At 51.9% G+C, this 18,149-nt stretch carries 15 protein-coding genes; 8 read left to right on the plus strand and 7 right to left on the minus strand.

Going from position 1 to position 18,149, the window contains the following annotated elements; translation table 11 throughout:
* Nucleotide 1 precedes the first annotated feature (1 nt).
* The 4 genes from INT19_RS02660 (at nt 2) to INT19_RS02675 (ending at nt 4,848) form a co-directional block, all read left to right on the plus strand.
* Nucleotides 2–898, plus strand: coding sequence for a carbohydrate ABC transporter permease (locus INT19_RS02660; protein WP_193059620.1), 897 nt, complete (start codon nt 2–4; stop codon nt 896–898).
* Nucleotides 899–913: 15 nt separating this feature from the next.
* On the plus strand, nt 914–1,186 hold the full coding sequence (locus INT19_RS02665) for a DUF2160 domain-containing protein (RefSeq protein WP_038484947.1): 273 nt from the start codon (nt 914–916) through the stop codon (nt 1,184–1,186).
* Nucleotides 1,187–1,280: 94 nt separating this feature from the next.
* Nucleotides 1,281–3,020, plus strand: coding sequence for an ABC transporter substrate-binding protein (locus INT19_RS02670; RefSeq protein ID WP_193059621.1), 1,740 nt, complete (start codon nt 1,281–1,283; stop codon nt 3,018–3,020).
* A 169-nt stretch (nt 3,021–3,189) separates the two neighbouring features.
* Nucleotides 3,190–4,848, plus strand: coding sequence for a glycerol-3-phosphate dehydrogenase/oxidase (locus tag INT19_RS02675; RefSeq protein WP_089038538.1), 1,659 nt, complete (start codon nt 3,190–3,192; stop codon nt 4,846–4,848).
* A gap of 75 nt (nt 4,849–4,923) precedes the next feature.
* Here INT19_RS02675 and glpK read toward each other — a convergent pair whose 3' ends face one another.
* The 4 genes from glpK to INT19_RS02695 all read right to left on the minus strand — a co-directional run bounded on the left by glpK (nt 4,924) and on the right by INT19_RS02695 (nt 10,526).
* A complete protein-coding gene (gene glpK / locus INT19_RS02680) occupies nt 4,924–6,408 on the minus strand; it encodes a glycerol kinase GlpK (RefSeq protein WP_193059622.1) in 1,485 nt (494 codons plus the stop codon).
* 164 nt (nt 6,409–6,572) lie between these two features.
* A complete protein-coding gene (locus INT19_RS02685) occupies nt 6,573–7,331 on the minus strand; it encodes a DeoR/GlpR family transcriptional regulator (RefSeq protein WP_038484959.1) in 759 nt (252 codons plus the stop codon).
* Nucleotides 7,332–7,456: 125 nt separating this feature from the next.
* Complete coding sequence (locus tag INT19_RS02690; RefSeq protein ID WP_089038540.1) at nt 7,457–9,307, minus strand: SLC13 family permease; 1,851 nt, start codon at nt 9,305–9,307, stop codon at nt 7,457–7,459.
* Between the two features lie 241 nt (nt 9,308–9,548).
* A complete protein-coding gene (locus tag INT19_RS02695) occupies nt 9,549–10,526 on the minus strand; it encodes an NADPH:quinone reductase (RefSeq protein ID WP_089038541.1) in 978 nt (325 codons plus the stop codon).
* Nucleotides 10,527–10,706: 180 nt separating this feature from the next.
* Here INT19_RS02695 and INT19_RS02700 point away from each other — a divergent pair, with 180 nt between their 5' ends.
* Together INT19_RS02700 and nfo are read left to right on the plus strand one after the other, a co-directional pair.
* On the plus strand, nt 10,707–11,474 hold the full coding sequence (locus INT19_RS02700) for a glycerophosphodiester phosphodiesterase family protein (RefSeq protein WP_089038542.1): 768 nt from the start codon (nt 10,707–10,709) through the stop codon (nt 11,472–11,474).
* Between the two features lie 36 nt (nt 11,475–11,510).
* Entirely contained in the window at nt 11,511–12,371 is an 861-nt protein-coding gene (nfo, locus tag INT19_RS02705; protein ID WP_193059623.1) for a deoxyribonuclease IV, read from the plus strand.
* Here the strand turns inward: nfo and INT19_RS02710 are convergent.
* A complete protein-coding gene (locus INT19_RS02710) occupies nt 12,341–12,928 on the minus strand; it encodes a helix-turn-helix domain-containing protein (protein WP_089040878.1) in 588 nt (195 codons plus the stop codon). The genes nfo and INT19_RS02710 overlap by 31 nt on opposite strands.
* 151 nt (nt 12,929–13,079) lie before the next feature.
* Here INT19_RS02710 and INT19_RS02715 point away from each other — a divergent pair, with 151 nt between their 5' ends.
* Complete coding sequence (locus INT19_RS02715) at nt 13,080–14,288, plus strand: benzoate/H(+) symporter BenE family transporter (RefSeq protein WP_226912513.1); 1,209 nt, start codon at nt 13,080–13,082, stop codon at nt 14,286–14,288.
* A 134-nt stretch (nt 14,289–14,422) separates the two neighbouring features.
* Here INT19_RS02715 and INT19_RS02720 read toward each other — a convergent pair whose 3' ends face one another.
* A complete protein-coding gene (locus INT19_RS02720; RefSeq protein WP_193059625.1) occupies nt 14,423–14,857 on the minus strand; it encodes a hypothetical protein in 435 nt (144 codons plus the stop codon).
* Nucleotides 14,858–15,100: 243 nt separating this feature from the next.
* Between INT19_RS02720 and INT19_RS02725 the strand changes: the two genes are divergently transcribed.
* The gene (locus INT19_RS02725; RefSeq protein WP_193059626.1) at nt 15,101–16,831 is read left to right on the plus strand and encodes a proline--tRNA ligase; all 1,731 of its coding nucleotides are present in this window, start codon (nt 15,101–15,103) and stop codon (nt 16,829–16,831) included.
* A 93-nt stretch (nt 16,832–16,924) separates the two neighbouring features.
* Here INT19_RS02725 and INT19_RS02730 read toward each other — a convergent pair whose 3' ends face one another.
* Entirely contained in the window at nt 16,925–18,148 is a 1,224-nt protein-coding gene (locus INT19_RS02730; protein ID WP_193059627.1) for a PqqD family peptide modification chaperone, read from the minus strand.
* Between the last annotated feature and the right edge of the window lies 1 nt (nt 18,149).

Genomic DNA, 18,149 nt, shown 5'->3' on the forward strand with positions numbered 1-18,149 from the left:
GATGTCTTACCAACTTGAAAACACCCAGCAGGGTGAAAAATACAACACTATTTTCAGTAAGGTGCCAGCAGCTGAGCGACGCAAGCGCCACTCACGCTCTCGGCTGAGAAAGCGGCTTCTGCTTGGCACCTATATCGTGCTGCTGATACTGCCGCTTTATTGGCTGCTCAATATGTCGCTGCAGACTAACAGCGAGATCCTCGGGTCGATGACGCTGTGGCCACAGAATCTGACCTTTGACAACTACATCGGCATCTTCACTAACCCAAGCTGGTACATGGGGTACGTTAACTCCATCATGTATGTGGTGATGAATATGATCATCACCATGTTAGTGGCACTTCCGGCCGCCTATGCCTTCAGCCGTTACAAGTTCATCGGTGATAAGCACCTGTTCTTCTGGCTATTAACCAACTTGATGGCGCCACCCGCAGTATTTTTGCTGCCCTACTTCCAGCTTTATTACTCGGTCGGCTTATTCGATACGCACATCGCCGTAGCGCTAGCTCACTGCCTATTCAATATTCCGCTGGCCATCTGGATTCTGGAAGGCTTTATGAGCAGCGTGCCTAAGGAAATCGACGAAACCGCCTATATCGACGGCTACAGCTTTCCCAAGTTCTTCATCAAGATCTTCATTCCCATGATCAGTTCTGGCATTGGCGTGGTGCTTTTCTTCCTGTTCATGTTTTCGTGGGTTGAACTGCTGCTGGCACGCACACTGACGTCTACAGACGCTCAGCCGATCGGCATGATCATGACCAGAACCTCGACGGCATCAGGTATCGACTGGGGCACCCTCGCTGCCGCCGGTATGTTGACCATTGTTCCCGGCATTCTGGTGGTTTACTTCGTACGCAACCATATCGCCAAGGGCTTTGCCCTGGGCCGCACCTGAGTAGGAGGAAACCTTATGTCCTGGATGGTATGGACTTTACCGACGGCTATTTTCTTTTCTTCCATTGCGGCCATGCTAGCGGGCATGACGATCTGGGAACTACGCTCGCCAAGCATTGAAAGAAAGGGATTTTTACCCATTAGCACCACCCGCGGTGATCGGCTGTTTATCGGCTTGCTGTCTGCCGCGTTTATTCACTTGGGCTTCATTGGGTTCACGTCGCTTTCAATTTGGATTGCACTAGCACTTTCAGCGGTATGGCTGCTGGTGTTAATGCGCTGGGGTTAGCCAATCAGCAATTCCAGGAAAACCCTGGCGTTAAGTACGGCAGTATCAAGGACGCTCAAGATATCAGGGAAGAGCACAACAAAACGAGGTCAACATGCGCAACAACAAGTTCAAACTTACTACCCTCGCCGCCAGCCTCATGCTCGCATCGGGGACACTGATGGCAGACGATCACGATGCGCGGGCAATCGCGGAGCGCTTGGTCGACGAACACTTCCAAAACTCTACCTTGAGTCGTGAAGAGCAAATCGAAGAACTTCTTTGGTTTGCAAAAGCAGCTGAGCCCTTCCGCGGTATGGATATTCAAACTGTCGCAGAAGGCTTGACCACTCACGTCTATGAAAGTGAAGTGCTGGCAGAAGCATTCAGTGAGTTAACCGGTATCAACCTTACTCACAATATTATCGGCGAAGGCGACGTCGTTGATACGATGCAAAATCAGATGCAGTCAGGTAACAGCATCTACGACGGTTTTGTTAATGACACCGACGCTATCGGCACGCACATTCGTTACGGCACCACCATCAACCTCACCGAGGCGATGGAAAACGAATGGGCTGACTACACACTTCCAACGCTGGACCTAGACGACTTCATTGGTTTGCAGTACGGCACCGGCCCCGATGGCAGCCTATACCAACTACCCACTCAGCAGTTCGCCAACCTTTACTGGTTCCGTTATGACTGGTTCCAGCGCGAAGACCTGCAAGATCAGTTCCGTGAAATCTATGGCTATGATCTTGGGGTACCCACCAACTGGACGGCTTATCAAGATATTGCCGAGTTCTTTACCAAACATGTTGGTGAAATCGACGGCACTACCGTCTATGGCCACATGGACTACGGCCGTCGTGATCCGTCGCTTGGCTGGCGCTTCCACGACTCCTGGCTCTCAATGGCCGGTATGGGTAGCCCGGGCGTACCATCAGGTAATCCAGTCGATGACTGGGGCATTCGCGTTAACGAAGATAGTCAGCCGGTAGGTGCCAGCGTTAGTCGTGGCGGTGCGACCAACTCGCCAGCGTCTGTCTTTGCCATGCAAAAAGCCGTTGATTGGCTACGTGACTTCGCACCGCCTGAAGCACAGGGCATGACCTTTGGTGAAGCGGGTCCTGTGCCTGCTCAAGGTCATATTGCTCAGCAAATTTTCTGGTACACCGCCTTCACAGCAGACATGACCGATCCTGCCGTGGCTGTGACCGACGATGAAGGCAACCCACTTTGGCGCATGGCACCTTCCCCTACCGGCCCTTACTGGGAAGAAGGCATGAAAGTGGGTTATCAGGATGTAGGTGCATGGACGTTCTTTGACTCCACACCCGAAGACCGTCGAACCGCTGCTTGGCTATTTGCCCAGTTTACGGTAGCCAAAACGACCTCTCTTGAAAAACTGATAGCTGGTCTAACGCCGATTCGTGAATCTGACATTTTCTCTGAACAGATGACCGAAATGGCACCTAAGCTTGGTGGTTTGGTTGAGTTCTACCGCAGCCCCAACGAATCCAACTGGACGCCTACGGGCACCAACGTACCTGATTATCCGCGTATGGCACCGTTGTGGTGGCAAAACCTTGCGCCGGTAATGAGTGGCGAAGTTACCCCTCAAGAGGGCTTAGATAAGCTGGCGGCAGATATGGATAACACCATGTACCGCTTAGCTCGCGCAAACGTCTTCGATAGCTACGCCCCAGCGCTTAACGAAGAGCGCGACCCGCAATACTGGCTGGATCAAGAAGGCTCTCCTAAGCAAAAGCTTGATGATGAAATGCCGCAAGGAACGACCGTTCCTTACGATGAAATGATGGAAGCCTGGATGGAAGCGGGTACCCGCTAATCCAGTTGGGGCGGGCTTCGGCCCGCCCTATTAAGGCTCAAAAACTAGGTTTCATCAGCGGCGAGCAAATAACAGCAGGGCTCGCTGGTCTACATAGGCTTATTGCTTTGTTGTCATGTTGAAACCGCTACCTAAACACGGGGCTTTTTCTTTGTTAATTGGAACCGCTATGAAACTGCGTAACCGGAATATCGAGAAATTGCACACTGACGACTTTGACGCACTAATCATCGGTGGCGGCATTAACGGCGCAGCAACGGCAGCCGCGCTTGCAGGCAAAGGCGCTAAAGTCGCCTTAATAGACCGCGGTGATTTTGCGGGAAGCACCAGTATGCACTCCTCCAACTTAGTTTGGGGAGGCATTAAGTATATGGAAAGCAAGGATTTCGCATTAGTACGCAAACTGTGCAAAAGCCGTAATCACTTGATTAAAAGTTACCCATCCACCGTTCAGGAAATTCGCTTTCTGACTACCATCAGCAAAGGTTTCCGCCATTCACCCTGGTATTTGTGGGCAGGCACCTGGCTCTACTGGCTAATGGGAAACGGGTTTACTAAGCTGCCCCGCTTATTGTCTCCCAAGAACATTAAGCAAGAAGAACCCATTATTGATATCGAAGGCTCAGTCGGTGGGTTTGAATACTCAGATGCCTACTTACACGATAATGATGCCCGATTTGTATTTAACTTTGTTCGCCATTCGCTTAACTATGGGGCAATTGCAGCCAATTATGTTGAGTCGCTTGGTGCTGAACGTGAAGGCCAGCACTGGGTAACGAAAGCGCGCAATGTCATGGATGGCAGCACATTCAATATCCGTTCCAAAGTATTAATTAATGCGGCTGGCCCCTGGGTAGACCAGCACAACGCACTTACCGGCGAGAAAACCACCCATCAACATCTTTACTCAAAAGGCATTCATCTGATCGTTCCGCAATTGACGGAAACGAAACGGGTACTGGCGTTTTTTGCCGACGATGGACGACTGTTTTTTGTCATTCCCATGGGGAATCGCACCTGCATCGGCACGACTGATACGCATATGGAACATCCAGAGGTGGATGTCACCGCTGAAGATATTGAGTTTGTATTGGAAAATATCAATAAGCGCCTAACGTTAGAAAAGCCGCTTACCCAAGACGATATTATTTCAACACGCTGCGGTGTTCGGCCCCTGGCTATCAAAGCAGACCAGGGTGACGGCGATCGCGATTTTCTCCAGCTGTCGCGTAAACATGTCATCGATACCAATGCGGATAGCGCCCACATTAGTATTTTTGGGGGTAAATTAACCGACTGCTTGAATGTAGGTGATGAAATCGCAGAAGAAGTGGTCCGCCTAGGTGTCAATCTCAGCGATATCAACTATCGCTGGTACGGTGAGCCACCAGAGCCTGTCAAACAGCAGTTTATGGACCAAGCCAAACGGATGAATCTAGATGCGATGACTGCACCAACGTCGACCGAGCCGCTCTCTTCCCGGCTGTGGCGGCGTTATGCAGAACAGGCCATGCAAATGCTAGAGAAAATCCGTCAGGATCCTGCGGAAGCCGATATTCTCATTGAAGGTACCGAATATATTCGCTGCGAACTAGAGCATGCCCGAGACCACGAAATGATTACGCAGTTGGAGGACTTCCTGCGCCGAAGAGCCAAAGTGTCACTGGTTGTTCACCATGAACAGCTGCGCCACTCTAAGGGGCTGAAAGAAGCTTGTCGTGTCCTCTTCGGAGACCAAGCGGAAGAACGCTTTGCTACCTACTTTGCTGAAAATCGTGACACCTCACAGCCTTTCGTTGCACAAGCAGAGCCACAGAACACTCACTGATTAACCATCAACAACATTAAAAAGCCGCTATCATCGATAGCGGCTTTTGCCTATTGAAGTAGCCAATAACGGTTGTTAATTACAACGCACGCGATTCACGGCATCTAGCCAACCCTGGTACAACGCCTCCCGAGTCGATTCTGGCATTTTAGGTGTAAAGCTCTTTTCGCAACGCCAGAGTTGCTCAATTTCTTCAAGCGTGTCATACCAACCCAAACGCAAGCCTGCCAAATAAGCAGCTCCAAGCGCTGTCGTTTCAAGAATAGTCGGTCTATCCACCTGGACATCGAGCATATCGGCTAAAAACTGCATCACCCAGCTGTTTTTCACCATGCCACCATCGACACGTAGGTTACCAGGCGTGGCTTCCATATCGTCGTTCATACAATGCTGAAGGTCACGGGTCTGGTAACACACCGCCTGGAGCCCCGCCGCAACGATTTCGGCAATACCGGTATCCCGGGTGAGGCCAAAAATTGCTCCTCGCGCTTTAGGGTCCCAATGGGGCGCACCCAAGCCAGTAAAGGCCGGTACCAAGTAAACGCTATGTCCGCTGCGAGTTTCTTTAGCAAGCGCTTCTGTTTCTGACGCATCCGCAAACAGGTTCAACCCATCACGTAGCCACTGCACAGTCGCCCCAGCAACGAAAATACTGCCCTCCATCGCATAGGTCGGCTTGCCATTAATTCGGTAACCAATGGTGGTTAGCAGGCGATTTCGTGATACCGAGGGTGTATCCCCGGTGTTAACGATCATAAAACACCCGGTGCCATAGGTGCTTTTACCCATTCCGGGCTGAAAGCACGCTTGTCCCACTAGCGCGGCCTGCTGATCCCCTGCCACACCCGCAATAGGGATAGACGCCCCTAACCAATCTGCGTCAGTGGTGCCAAAATCATCGCTGGAGTCTTTTACTTCAGGCAGCATGTTGGCAGGAACGTTAAACAACGCTAACAGCTCATCGTCCCATGTTTGATTATGGATATTAAAAATGGCTGTTCGCGATGCGTTGGTGGCATCAGTGACGTGTTGCTTGCCATTCGTTAATCGCCAAATCAAAAAGGTATCGATAGTGCCAAAGAGTAGCTCACCGCGCTGCGCACGCTCGCGGGCTCCTGCTACATTATCGAGTATCCAGGCGAGCTTGGTGGCAGAGAAATAGGGGTCTATTAAGAGGCCTGTTTTCGCTTGTACTGCCTCTGTATGCCCTTGGTCACGGAGTGTTTGACAAAGTTCAGAGGTACGCCGATCCTGCCAGACAATCGCATTATAGAGCGGCTTACCCGTCTCTCTATCCCACACCACCGTGGTTTCACGTTGGTTAGTAATGCCAATTCCATCAATCTGCTCTGGCGAAACATTCGCCTTTTCTAATACCTCACGACAGGTGGCGAGGACAGTCTCCCAAATATTTTCGGGATCATGCTCTATCCACCCATCTTGAGGGAAGTGCTGAGGAAATTCCTGTTGGGCAACCGCCTCTATTTGGCCTTGGCGGTCAAATAAAATGGCGCGCGAGCTGGTCGTACCTTGATCGATGGCGAGAATAAAGGAGGACATATCACGTTCACTTTGTTGTAGGTTCTTTCGGTTTTGTGTGCTTTGTTTCGCTTTATTATCATCCAAGGCTACTCTAGCCGCCCCAAATGCTCAAGTATGAAACTACTCTCCTTCACTCTTAAACGCGTCGAGGGCCGTGCTCCGCCTTAGCTTACGCATCATGCTTAAGCGATATGCAACGCGACACCGTGCTGCGATAACAGCTGCAGAATCGACTCTGGAGGCTTCCGATCAGTGAACAGAGCATCGAGCTGGGAAATATTCCCTTGGCGCACCACCGGATTACGATGAAATTTTGAGTAATCTGCGGCGAGATAAATGCGTCGCGAATTGGCAATAATCGCTTGAGCAACGCGTACTTCCTGGTAATCAAATTCAAGGAGCGAGCCATCCTCATCAATACCGCTGATCCCGATGATTCCGTAATCCACTTTAAATTGATTGATAAAATCGATAGTGGCTTCGCCGATAATACCGCCATCGCGAGAGCGAACTTGCCCGCCAGCAATAATCACCGTGAAGTCCTCTTTGTGCTGAAGAATGGCGGCCACGTTCAGATTATTGGTAATGATTTCTAAACCCTGGTGCTCAAGCAGCGCCTGGGCGATCACCTCGTTACTGGTACCGATATTAATAAACAGTGAGGAGTGATGAGGAATTTGCTGCGCCAAGCAGTGAGCAATCCGCTCTTTCTCTTCTAAATGTAGCGTTTTACGCGTGCTGTAGGCGGTATTAACAGTGCTCGACTCTATTCCTACACCGCCATGCACACGACGAACCCGCCCTTCGTTTGCTAGCGTATTTAAATCACGCCGAATGGTCTGTGGCGTCACTGCAAAGTGATCGGTCAGTTGCTCAATGCTCATATAGCCATGCTGGCGTACTAGCTCGACGATAGCATCTTGGCGAAACTGTTGGTTCATAAGCTCGGCCTATTCGTTATTTATTAGTGTTTAAGAGCTGTTCTCTATGAGCTATAGAGTAGCAAATTTTCGAAATTTAATAATACGAACATTAAGCTCTCATTTTTCGCCAAGCACCTGCTCGATTAGAGCGGCCAGACCCATAAAATGGCAGGAATAGCGACCACCATCACCACTAACGAAAGTGGAAGGCCTAGCTTCCAATAATCACCGAACTGGTAACCACCCGGGCCTAACACTAGCGTATTGGACTGGTGGCCTATCGGCGTTAGAAAGGCGCATGAGGCGCTGACAGCGACCACCATTAGAAAGGGATCGAGTGATGCATCAAAACCACTCGCAAGACTGGCGGCAATAGGCGCCATCAACAACGCGGCTGCGGCGTTATTGACCACGTTGGAAAGTAACATCGAGAGAATAAATAGCCCTGCTAATGAAACAGTGATGGGCCACTCAACGCCAAATCGTAGTAGCGCATCAGCAATAATTTCAGCGCCACCGCTCGTTTCAAGCGCTTCCCCCACCGGCAGCATGGCCGCCAGGAGAACAATAACGGGCCCATCAATGGCTTGATAACCTTCTCTCAGCGGCAGCACTCCTATCAGCAGTGATATCAACGCCGCGCTACTCATAGCAACAGCCGCAGGAAGCAAATCAAACAGCATCGCCATAATGGCGAGGGCAAAAATACCGATCGACAGCGCCAACTTTCGCGGTTGCCCTAAGTGAAGCTCACGGTTAGCCAGCGGCAAACACCCAAGGGTCGCTAAGCTATCGGCGATTTCGTTTTCACTTCCTTGTAACAGCAGCACATCACCGGTTTGAAAACGAATGTCCCGAAGACGCTGCTTTAAACGCCCTCCATCGCGGGCCACCGCCACTAAATGCAGCCCGAACTGCTGGTTTAACCGCAGTTGGCGTACGCTTCGATTGACCATCATCGAATCGTTACGCACCACCGCTTCAATCAGCTGCAGACCTTCCGTATTGACAGGCTGGCGCTCATCCGAGGGTTGTGAATCTGCATTTTCACTATCAGTCTCATCACTGTCTTTCTCATCTTTTTCGGATTCCGCAATCGCGCTCAGCCCTACTTTGTCTTCCAGCAGCTTAAGTTCATCAGGCCCTGCTTCCAGCAGCAAAATATCCCCTTCCCGAAGCACCCCGTGAAATGAGTACCCGGCGCGGCGATTATCTTCTCGTACCACAGCAAGAACCGGAATAGCCTCCTCTAGCTCATCATGTAGTTGCTGGAGTGTCAGACCATTAGCCTTTGACTCTTCTGAAACCTTTAGCTCAACCAAATAATTAGCAGTATCAAACATTTCTTCGGTTGAAGCCTGCCCACTGCGCTTAGGCGTTAAGCGCCAGCCCACAAGCACAATAAACGCCAGGCCGACTAACGCAACAGCAACCCCCACCGGGGTAAAGCTGAACATGCCGAAGTTTTCACCGGTGATATTACCCCGGTATGTGGCAATAATAATGTTAGGTGGCGTGCCAATCAGCGTGGTTAAGCCTCCCAGCAATGAACCAAACGCCAACGGCATTAATAACAGCGACGGGGATGTGTTGTGCTCTCGAGCAAGCCGCATGGCAACGGGCAACAGTAACGCCAGTGCCCCTACGTTATTCATCACCCCAGAAAGCACCACGACCGTACCCACTAATACCAGCAACTGCAGTAGCAGCCGTTCACCTACTTTGAGCACTTGATTGGCGATAATATCGACAACACCCGAGCGCTCAAACCCTCGGCTAATGACCAATACCGCGGCCACCGTAATCACCGCCGGATGCCCAAAGCCTTTAAAAGCTTCATCGGTGGGCACAAGCCCAAGCATTACCGAGCCGAGCAACGCCGCAAGCGCAACGAGATCATAGCGAAATCGCCCCCACATAAAAGCGGCAAGCGTTAATCCCAAAATGATAAAAACCAACGTGCTAGGCGCAAGCCCAATGCTTTCCATTGTCATGCGGTGTCCCTCTCCTTGTGTGGGTACGCTCGGCTGAGGCGCCAACTCACTAGCAACACAGTAGATGATGACTATACGGCCGTATAGCCCTAGCAGCGCAGAGCAACAAAAGAACGTTGGAGCAATAAAATGCCTGGCGTGGCCAGGCATTCATAAAAAGTGATTAAAGAACGACTAAGCCACGCAGCTCACTCCATGTTGCAAAAAGTGGCTGTAAAGCGTGGTCGTTTAGTCAGGTGAGTTAAGGAAGTAGCACGGTCGAGCCAGTTGTTTGACGGCTTTGCAGGGCATCTTGAGCCTTTCCTGCGTCCTGAAGCGGGTAGCGATTTGCTACGTCAATACGAAGTTTGCCGCTTTTGATCATGCCAAAAAAGTCATCGCACATCATTTCAAAGCGTTCACGGGTGTCAGCATAGCCGTTCAAACTTGGGCGGGTTACAAAGAGCGCGCCTTTTTGGTTCAGAATACCTATATTCACCCCGTCTACGGGACCAGACGCATTACCAAAGCTGACCATTAGCGAACGAGGCTTTAGACAGTCTAACGACATTTCCCAGGTATCTTTTCCTACGGAGTCATAAACCACATCGCACATTTCGCCATTGGTTAGCTCACGCACCCGCTCTACCACATTCTCTTCGCTGTAGTTGATCGTTGCCCATGCACCGTTGGCCATCGCCAAGTCTGCTTTCTCTTTTGAGCTAACCGTCCCAATCAGCTTAACACCAAGCGCCTTGGCCCACTGGCAGGCAATCGAGCCAACGCCTCCAGCAGCGGCATGAAAAAGAATGGTCTCACCGCCCTTTAGCTCATAAGTTTGCCGCAGCAGATACTGCACGGTTAACCCTTTCAGCATACTGGCCGCAGCGGTTTCAAAATCAATAAAGTCCGGCAGCTTAATCACCTTGGCCGCTGGCAAGGTATGCATCTCTGCATAGGCACCCAATGGCCCTTGTGCATACGCTACCCGGTCACCCTCTTTTAGATGGGTAACACCTTCACCCACAGCGTCGACAATCCCTGCACCTTCGGTGCCTAATCCAGAAGGCATAGATGGCGCAGGATAGAGCCCGGTACGAAAGTAGATATCAATAAAATTCAGGCCCACCGCTTTATTAGCAATACGCACTTCACCGCTGCCGGGTGCCTTAGGCGCTGTGTCGACCCACTCCAATACATCTGAATCGCCCGTTTTTGAAAACTGAATACGTTTAGACATCTGGGCAAACTCCCATTGTTAATTACTGGACACACATTAGCAGGCTATCCAACCGCGTTGTGCGCCTCAAATCAAGCGATTAGCCAGCCATACAGGACATATTGCTGTCATGCACCCATGCTAGACTATCTGAAAAATGTTGATAACAATGCTTATCGATTACTCTAAAACGGACAGACTATGACGCACCCAGCAATCTGTTTGCCTACGCTTATAGCCCATCGCGGATACTCAGCCGCCGCACCTGAAAACACCCTAACGGCAGTGCGTGCCGCTCATCAAGCGGGCATTACTTGGGTGGAATTAGACGTTCAACTATTGGGCGATGGTACCCCTGTCATCTGGCATGATGGCGATATTAGCCGCTGCTCCGATAGCCGTGGCAACCTCGCTAACCTGACGTGGCAGCGTGCGCAACAGCTTGACGTCGGCAGTTGGTTTGGCGATGAGTTTGCAGGTGAAAAGATGGCTAGTCTAGAGGCCATGCTGGCGCTATTGAACGAACTCAATATGGGGGTGAATTTAGAGATCAAGGTAAACAAAGGCCGTGACCCCATCGCCTTGGTGGATACCGTATTACCAATCGTATTAGCAACACTGCCCGCCGAACGGCTGATTGTGTCCTCGTTTGATGCCCGAGCGTTAGCTCGATGCCGCCACTTTGCACCCAAAGAAGCCCTCGCGCTGGGCGTACTGTTTGGCAGCACACCTCCAACTTGGCGTGACCAGTGTCAAGCCATCGACGCCTTTAGCATTCACCCTCATTGGCCACGCTTAAAACACACCCAGGCTGCTGCCATGCGCCGAGATGGCTATGAAATTTTATGCTATACCGCCAACGACCCCAGCGCTTTTGAAAGCCGCTGGGGCTGGGGAGTAGCCAGCGCGATTACTGATGAGCCTGAAGCATTTCAACGCTATTTGAATAATCGACGTCGACACGGTTAAATTCGTCAATACTCACTACTCTACCTAAGGAAGACTATGCACTATCTTGGTGCCCACGTAAGCGCCGCAGGTGGCGCGGATCAAGCAGTGTTCCGTGCGGTAGAAATTGGCGCAAATGGCTTTGCTCTGTTCACCAAAAACCAGCGGCAGTGGAAAGGTAAACCGCTGACCGACGAGGCCATTGCGGCGTTTAAACAAGCCTGCCAAACCCACGGGTTTGGCCCAGAACAAATTTTACCCCACGACAGCTACCTGATTAACCTAGGCCATCCGGAAACCGCTGGGCTTGAAAAATCACGCGCTGCGTTTTTAGACGAAATGCAGCGCTGTGAGCAACTAGGTCTCACGTTATTAAACTTCCACCCTGGCAGTCATCTGAACAAAATCAGCGAAACCGACTGTTTGAAACGCATTGCAGACTCCATCAACGAGGCTTTGCTAGCCTCACAAGGTGTCACGGCGGTGATTGAAAACACTGCCGGGCAAGGCACCAACCTCGGCTGGCGCTTCGAACATTTAGCGGAAATTATTGCCCACGTTGATGATAAAACCCGTGTTGGCGTTTGTATTGATACCTGCCACGCCTTCGCCGCTGGGTATGACCTACGTACCGCCGAGGCCACCAAAGCAACATTGGATGAGCTAGGCAAGGTGGTCGGCTTTGAGTATTTACGCGGTATGCATTTAAACGATGCCAAGAGTGCCTTCGCCAGCCGTGTAGACCGCCACCACAGCCTGGGGAAAGGCAATATCGGCCTGGACGCGTTCACAACGATCATGCAAGACGAACGCATTCATGACATACCGATGATTCTGGAAACCGTCGAACCCGGCATTTGGGCTGACGAACTCAACTGGTTACGTGCTCAAGTGCCTGAAGCAGCGCCTGGCAAATAGTGAATCACATCGTGAAAACGTAGCCGCGTTGTAGCGCTGTTACGCATGGCGTGGGGTCGGTCAGCAAAAAAGCGCAGCCCCTCGCCCACTCGTAGCGTTTGCCAGCGCTCGTCAATGCGTAGCTCCATCTCGCCCTCGACAACGACGATGTGTTCTACCACACCGCTGGCGTGGGGAGACGACTCACTGATCGCCCCTGGTGCTAGCTCAATCATAAACATTTCAAAACCCAGCAGCGGGTCGTAAGGGAAAAGCAGCCGCGCTTGCATCCCGGCGCTATCATCGCCCCAAACGGACTCCCAGCCATCTCTGTGTAGTTCGCCTAACGCAGGCTTGTCACCATCAAACAGGGTTGAAAACGACACCCGAAAACCACTCGCGATCTTCCAAAGCGTTGAGATGGTAGGGCTAGACTCACCACGCTCTATCTGTCCCAACATGGCTTTACTCACACCCGTTTCACCCGCCGCGCGATCCAGGCTCCAACCACGCTCTTTACGTAGCTTTTTAACGGTTCCCGCAATGTGCTCGGCAATGGTATGAGGATCACTCACTATGCGGCTCTCCATAGAATTTAGTGTCGTAGTTTACCTATCCGGTCAGCGATGAACACCGGCGATGCCAATATTGTGCGCTATAACGCACAGTGATAGTCTGGCAGCATTGTGCGCTATAGCGCACGCCACCCAACGTAAACGAGGTAACACTATGGAGGCGCCACCAACTCTACAGCCCGCTGGAAGCCATAGAACTCCTTTCTGGCGAGACATTAGCCTCTCGGCCGTCACTGCAGGTTTCGTTGCGGTCACTATTGGTTATACAAGCTCAGCGGCCATCATTTTCCAGGCGGCAGCCGCGGCGGGCGCCAGCACTGCGCAAATCAGCTCTTGGCTGTGGGCATTGGGCATTGGCATGGGCATTACCTCGATAGGACTATCGCTGCGCTACCGGATGCCTTTATTGACTGCGTGGTCAACGCCAGGCGCGGCGTTTTTGGCGACGAATCTTCCTGGCATTCCACTTGATGAAGCGATCGGTGCCTTCCTCTTCTCCGCGCTGCTCATTACGCTCTGCGGCGTAACAGGTTTATTCGAGCGCTTGATGCGCTACATTCCCAGCGCAATCGCCTCGGCTCTACTGGCAGGTATTCTGCTGCGCTTTGGCCTAGAGTTGTTTAACGTTATGGAAAGCCAATGGCTGCTACCACTGGCCATGTTGGCCGCTTGGGTAGCAGGTCGGCGCCTATGGCCAACGCTCGCAGTGCCTGGCGTGCTGTTAATCGGCATTGCTATTGCCCTTTGGCAGGGTCAACTTAACGTACACAGCATTCCGCTAGCACCTACCGTACCGGTTTTCACTGCGCCTGCCTTTTCGTTGACAACGCTGATCAGCATTGGCATCCCCCTGTTTGTCATTACCATGGCGACTCAAAATTTACCTGGCGTAGCCGTGCTACGGGCAGCAGGCTATCAGCCAAACAGTTCGCCGCTCATTAGTTGGACAGGGGCTGCAACGCTGTTACTTGCCCCTTTTGGTGGCTATGCATTCAACATGGCGGCCATTAGCGCCGCGGTATGCATAGGGCCTGATGCCCATACGAATCCTCTTAAACGCTATACCGCAGGCGTTGCAGCGGGCGTGTTCTATATCGCGATGGGCATCTTTGGCGGCACAGTTACCGGTATCTTCAATGCGCTTCCCGGTGTCCTAGTTATGTCGCTGGCTGGTATAGCGTTACTTGGCACATTAAGCGGTGGGTTAGCGAATGCATTTGAAAATAGCGGGCAACGAGATGCCGCCATTGTTACCTTTTTACTTACCGGCTCTGGCATCACCTTGTTAGGTATCGGCGGCGCATTCTGGGGGCTTGTGGCGGGCTTGGTGGTACTAAAGCTGACAAAGGCTTCAAATCATTAGCGGTATGTTATTCATGCGATAACTATTCATGTAATAGCAATACGATAAAAAATGCCCCCAGAGCGTTCACTACTGGGGGCATTTTATTATTTCTGTTCAGCGCTATCTGCCTTTACATATGAGGCCATTACGCATTACATCGTCGCGAGGCGTTCTTCATCCAGTACGCCCGACATCCGCACCATGGCTAACGCTTCATCCAGGCTGGCCACTTCTTCCATCATCAACAATTCGTTTTCCAAGCTAACCGGCTGTCCCGCTTTATCTGACAGCAGCTTTTCCAGCGAAGCTACGTCCATAGCGTCGTCTAAGTGGTGAATATCTACCGACGCACTGCTCGCACTTGGTAAGTAGATAGTGCCATTAGAGAAATCCACGGCATAAGCGATAACGCCCGGCACAATAAAAAACAGTAAGCCGACACCGTTAGCGATCGCCACCACTGGGTCAATATTACCGCTCATTTGCCCTTTACGCTCAGGATGAAAAAGCGTTCCACAACCACTTAACGTTACAATGGAGACACCAACAATGGCCCCCGTTAACCAACGGCGTACTGCTTGCTGCATGAAGGTTCCCTCAAAGTCCTAACGTACCGATAGCTGGAGAAGATGCGGCTGTTTGCCCACTGCTATCGAGCCACAAAACCGGGCAAGTTTAACACATTTGCTTACCAGCACACGCCAAGCTGTTAACGTAGGGTTTTGCCGCCTTACTCGCTTAGCCGTACAATGCCGCATTCAGCGCTAGTTTAAGCGCTACATTACTAAACGATTAAGCATCACCCCTACCAACAAGGAATGCTCACGCCCATGCGCGCCAGCCAATTATTGATTGCGACATTAAAAGAAACCCCGGCCGACGCTGAAGTCATCAGCCACCAGTTAATGCTGCGCGCCGGTATGATCCGTCGTCTTACCTCTGGCCTCTATACGTGGCTGCCGCTTGGCCTACGCACGCTGCGTAAGGTTGAAGCCATTGTCCGCGAAGAGATGAACCGTGCCGGCGCTCAGGAAGTATTAATGCCCGCCGTGCAACCCGCTGACCTATGGCAAGAGTCTGGCCGTTGGGAGCAGTACGGCCCGGAGCTACTACGCCTGAAAGATCGCCACGAGCGTGACTACTGCGTAGGCCCGACCCATGAGGAAGTCATTACTGATTTGGTGCGCAAAGAGATTGCCAGCTACAAGCAACTGCCGGTTAATTTTTACCAAATCCAAACTAAGTTCCGTGACGAGATTCGCCCGCGCTTTGGGGTGATGCGTTCTCGGGAATTCATTATGAAGGATGCTTACTCCTTCCACCTGGACGAAGCCTCCCTCAAAGAGACTTACCAGACGATGTATGATGCCTATACACGCATCTTCACTCGCCTGGGTCTCGATTTCCGTCCTGTGATTGCTGATAACGGCTCGATTGGCGGCACGGGTTCTCATGAATTCCACGTGCTGGCGGAATCAGGCGAAGATGATATTGTGTTCTCTAACGCCTCCGATTACGCCGCTAATATGGAAAAAGCTGAGGCTCTGCCCGCGCCGCTAGGCAGCAACGCCGAGCGTGCAGCCCCCAGCGAAGAGATGCATCTGGTCGATACGCCCAACGCTAAGACAATTGCCGCCCTGGTAGAGCAGCATGGCCTGCCGATTGAGAAAACCATCAAGACACTCATGGTGCATGCCGCTGAAGGTGGTTTGATTGCCCTGCTAATCCGTGGTGATCATGAGCTTAATGAAGTCAAAGCTGAAAACCTGCCCCAGGTAGCCGCTCCGCTCACCATGGCGAACGAAGAAGAAATCCGCGCCGTGGTTGGCGCTGGCCCAGGCTCACTTGGCCCCGTTGGCCTAAACATGCCGATCATTATTGATCACAGCGTGGCGCTTATGAGTGACTTTGGTGCGGGCGCAAACATCGATGGCAAGCACTACTTCGGCATTAACTGGGGGCGTGACGTGGCGCTGCCCCAAGTTGCCGATCTACGTAACGTTGCCGAAGGTGACCCGTCGCCGGACGGCAAAGGCACGCTGTCTATCAAACGTGGTATTGAAGTAGGCCACGTCTTCCAGCTTGGACAAAAGTACTCCGAAGCAATGAACGCGACGGTGCTGGGCGACAACGGCAAAACCAGCCATCCGTGGATGGGCTGCTATGGCATCGGTGTTACCCGTGTGGTCGCTGCCGCCATTGAGCAAAACCATGATGATTCAGGCATTATCTGGCCAAACGCTATCGCACCGTTCCAAGTAGCGTTGGTGCCGATGAATGCCCACAAATCACAACGTGTGCGCGAAGAGTCCGAACGTCTCTATCAAGCGCTAACAGCGGCTGGCTTAGACGTGTTGCTTGATGACCGCGACACGCGTCCCGGCGTCAAGTTTGCAGACCTGGAGCTTATGGGTGTGCCTCACCGTTTAGTGATTGGTGATCGTGGTTTGGATAACGGCGAACTGGAATACAAAGGCCGCAGGGATAGCGAAGCGACCATGGTTCCGGCTGACACAATTGTTGATTTCCTACGCGAAAAAGCAGGACTGATCAGCGCCTAACCGTTTATAACGGCCACGACTAGAACTGCATCGTGGCCAATAAAAGAGACACTGGCAGGCATCATCAGTTGGGGTGCCTCGCCAGTGCCAGCGCTAATCGGCGACAGGCTGCACTAATCCCAAGCTGACTAATTGGCCCAATAACTGGCAGATATCTCGCTTGATACTTTGCCTGCTAGCGCCAACAAAAAAAGCCATCAAGGTATCAATAATTTCATCTTGGCATAGAGCCTCATGCTGCAGCAGTGCCCACACGGCTCTACTCGTCACATTCAAACGATGGATTTCGCCGCCCTCTTTAGCAATGACGAACAGCTCTTCACCCAATGGAAACTCGTGAGCCACCGGGCTGATTTGCCACCTGCGCGTGTCGTTTGCTGCCAGCACCTGGCGCTGTTTGAACGCCTCCGACTCAGTTTGACGACGACACGGACTCGTCGCCACAGCACCGTCAAGAAATCCATCGCTATTTATCTCAGTTGCTAGCCACGTTGCCGCTTCGTAAGCATCTCGGTAACGCATTAAAAAACACGGTAAATCTTTTAAGAGTGGCAAAAAACGCTCAATCAAGGTTTGATCCGACTCATGCTCAGCGAAATTCTGCTGCAACAACTGCCATAACCCATCTCCCGGCTGCAGACGAACCAGCTGTGGCTCACTGAGCGATTCATCGCGCTCAATAAGCAGTACGGCGCCTAGCGGACAACGCACTCCATGCGATGCCAGCTGCTGCTCGTTTAACGCCAGGTAGCCATAGCGATCATCATGAGGCCCTAGGTGGTTAGCAACAAACTGATGAAACTCCGGCGCAAGGGTCTCTGGCAACGGCAAGCGCAGTCTAGGTGCAACGCCCAGCGCTATCCCTTCACCACAACTATTGAGTGCCAGCACATCATCGCCAAACACCCGATAACCTGCCGCGGCGAACGCCGCCGTGAGCGTACTTTTACCCGCCCGATGACTATCCGGAAATATTACTAGCTGTTGATTAACCTCTACCGCCCCACAGTGAAGCCCAATATGCTCAGGATGATGTCGAAGATAAGCCCCCGCTAAATCAGCAATCACGCTGCATGCGGTTCCTGCAGGTGTATCTAATAACATGCCTCCCGGCAGGGCCGGCGCTTCCTGCCAGTAACCATTAGGATGCCGCCAAACACAAATAGAGGGTGCGTGCTGTTGAGCCTCACAGGGCGTTAGCCGCCAGCCTGGCATGGCTTGATGAATCACTGGCAGTAGCCGCTCTGCATCAATCAAGCGTATGCAAGGGCCAACATTTTCCAACGCATAATCGACAGCAATCGAAGTGGTAGACACG

The sequence above is a fragment of the Halomonas sp. 3A7M genome (assembly GCF_014897875.1).
Lineage (GTDB): Bacteria > Pseudomonadota > Gammaproteobacteria > Pseudomonadales > Halomonadaceae > Vreelandella.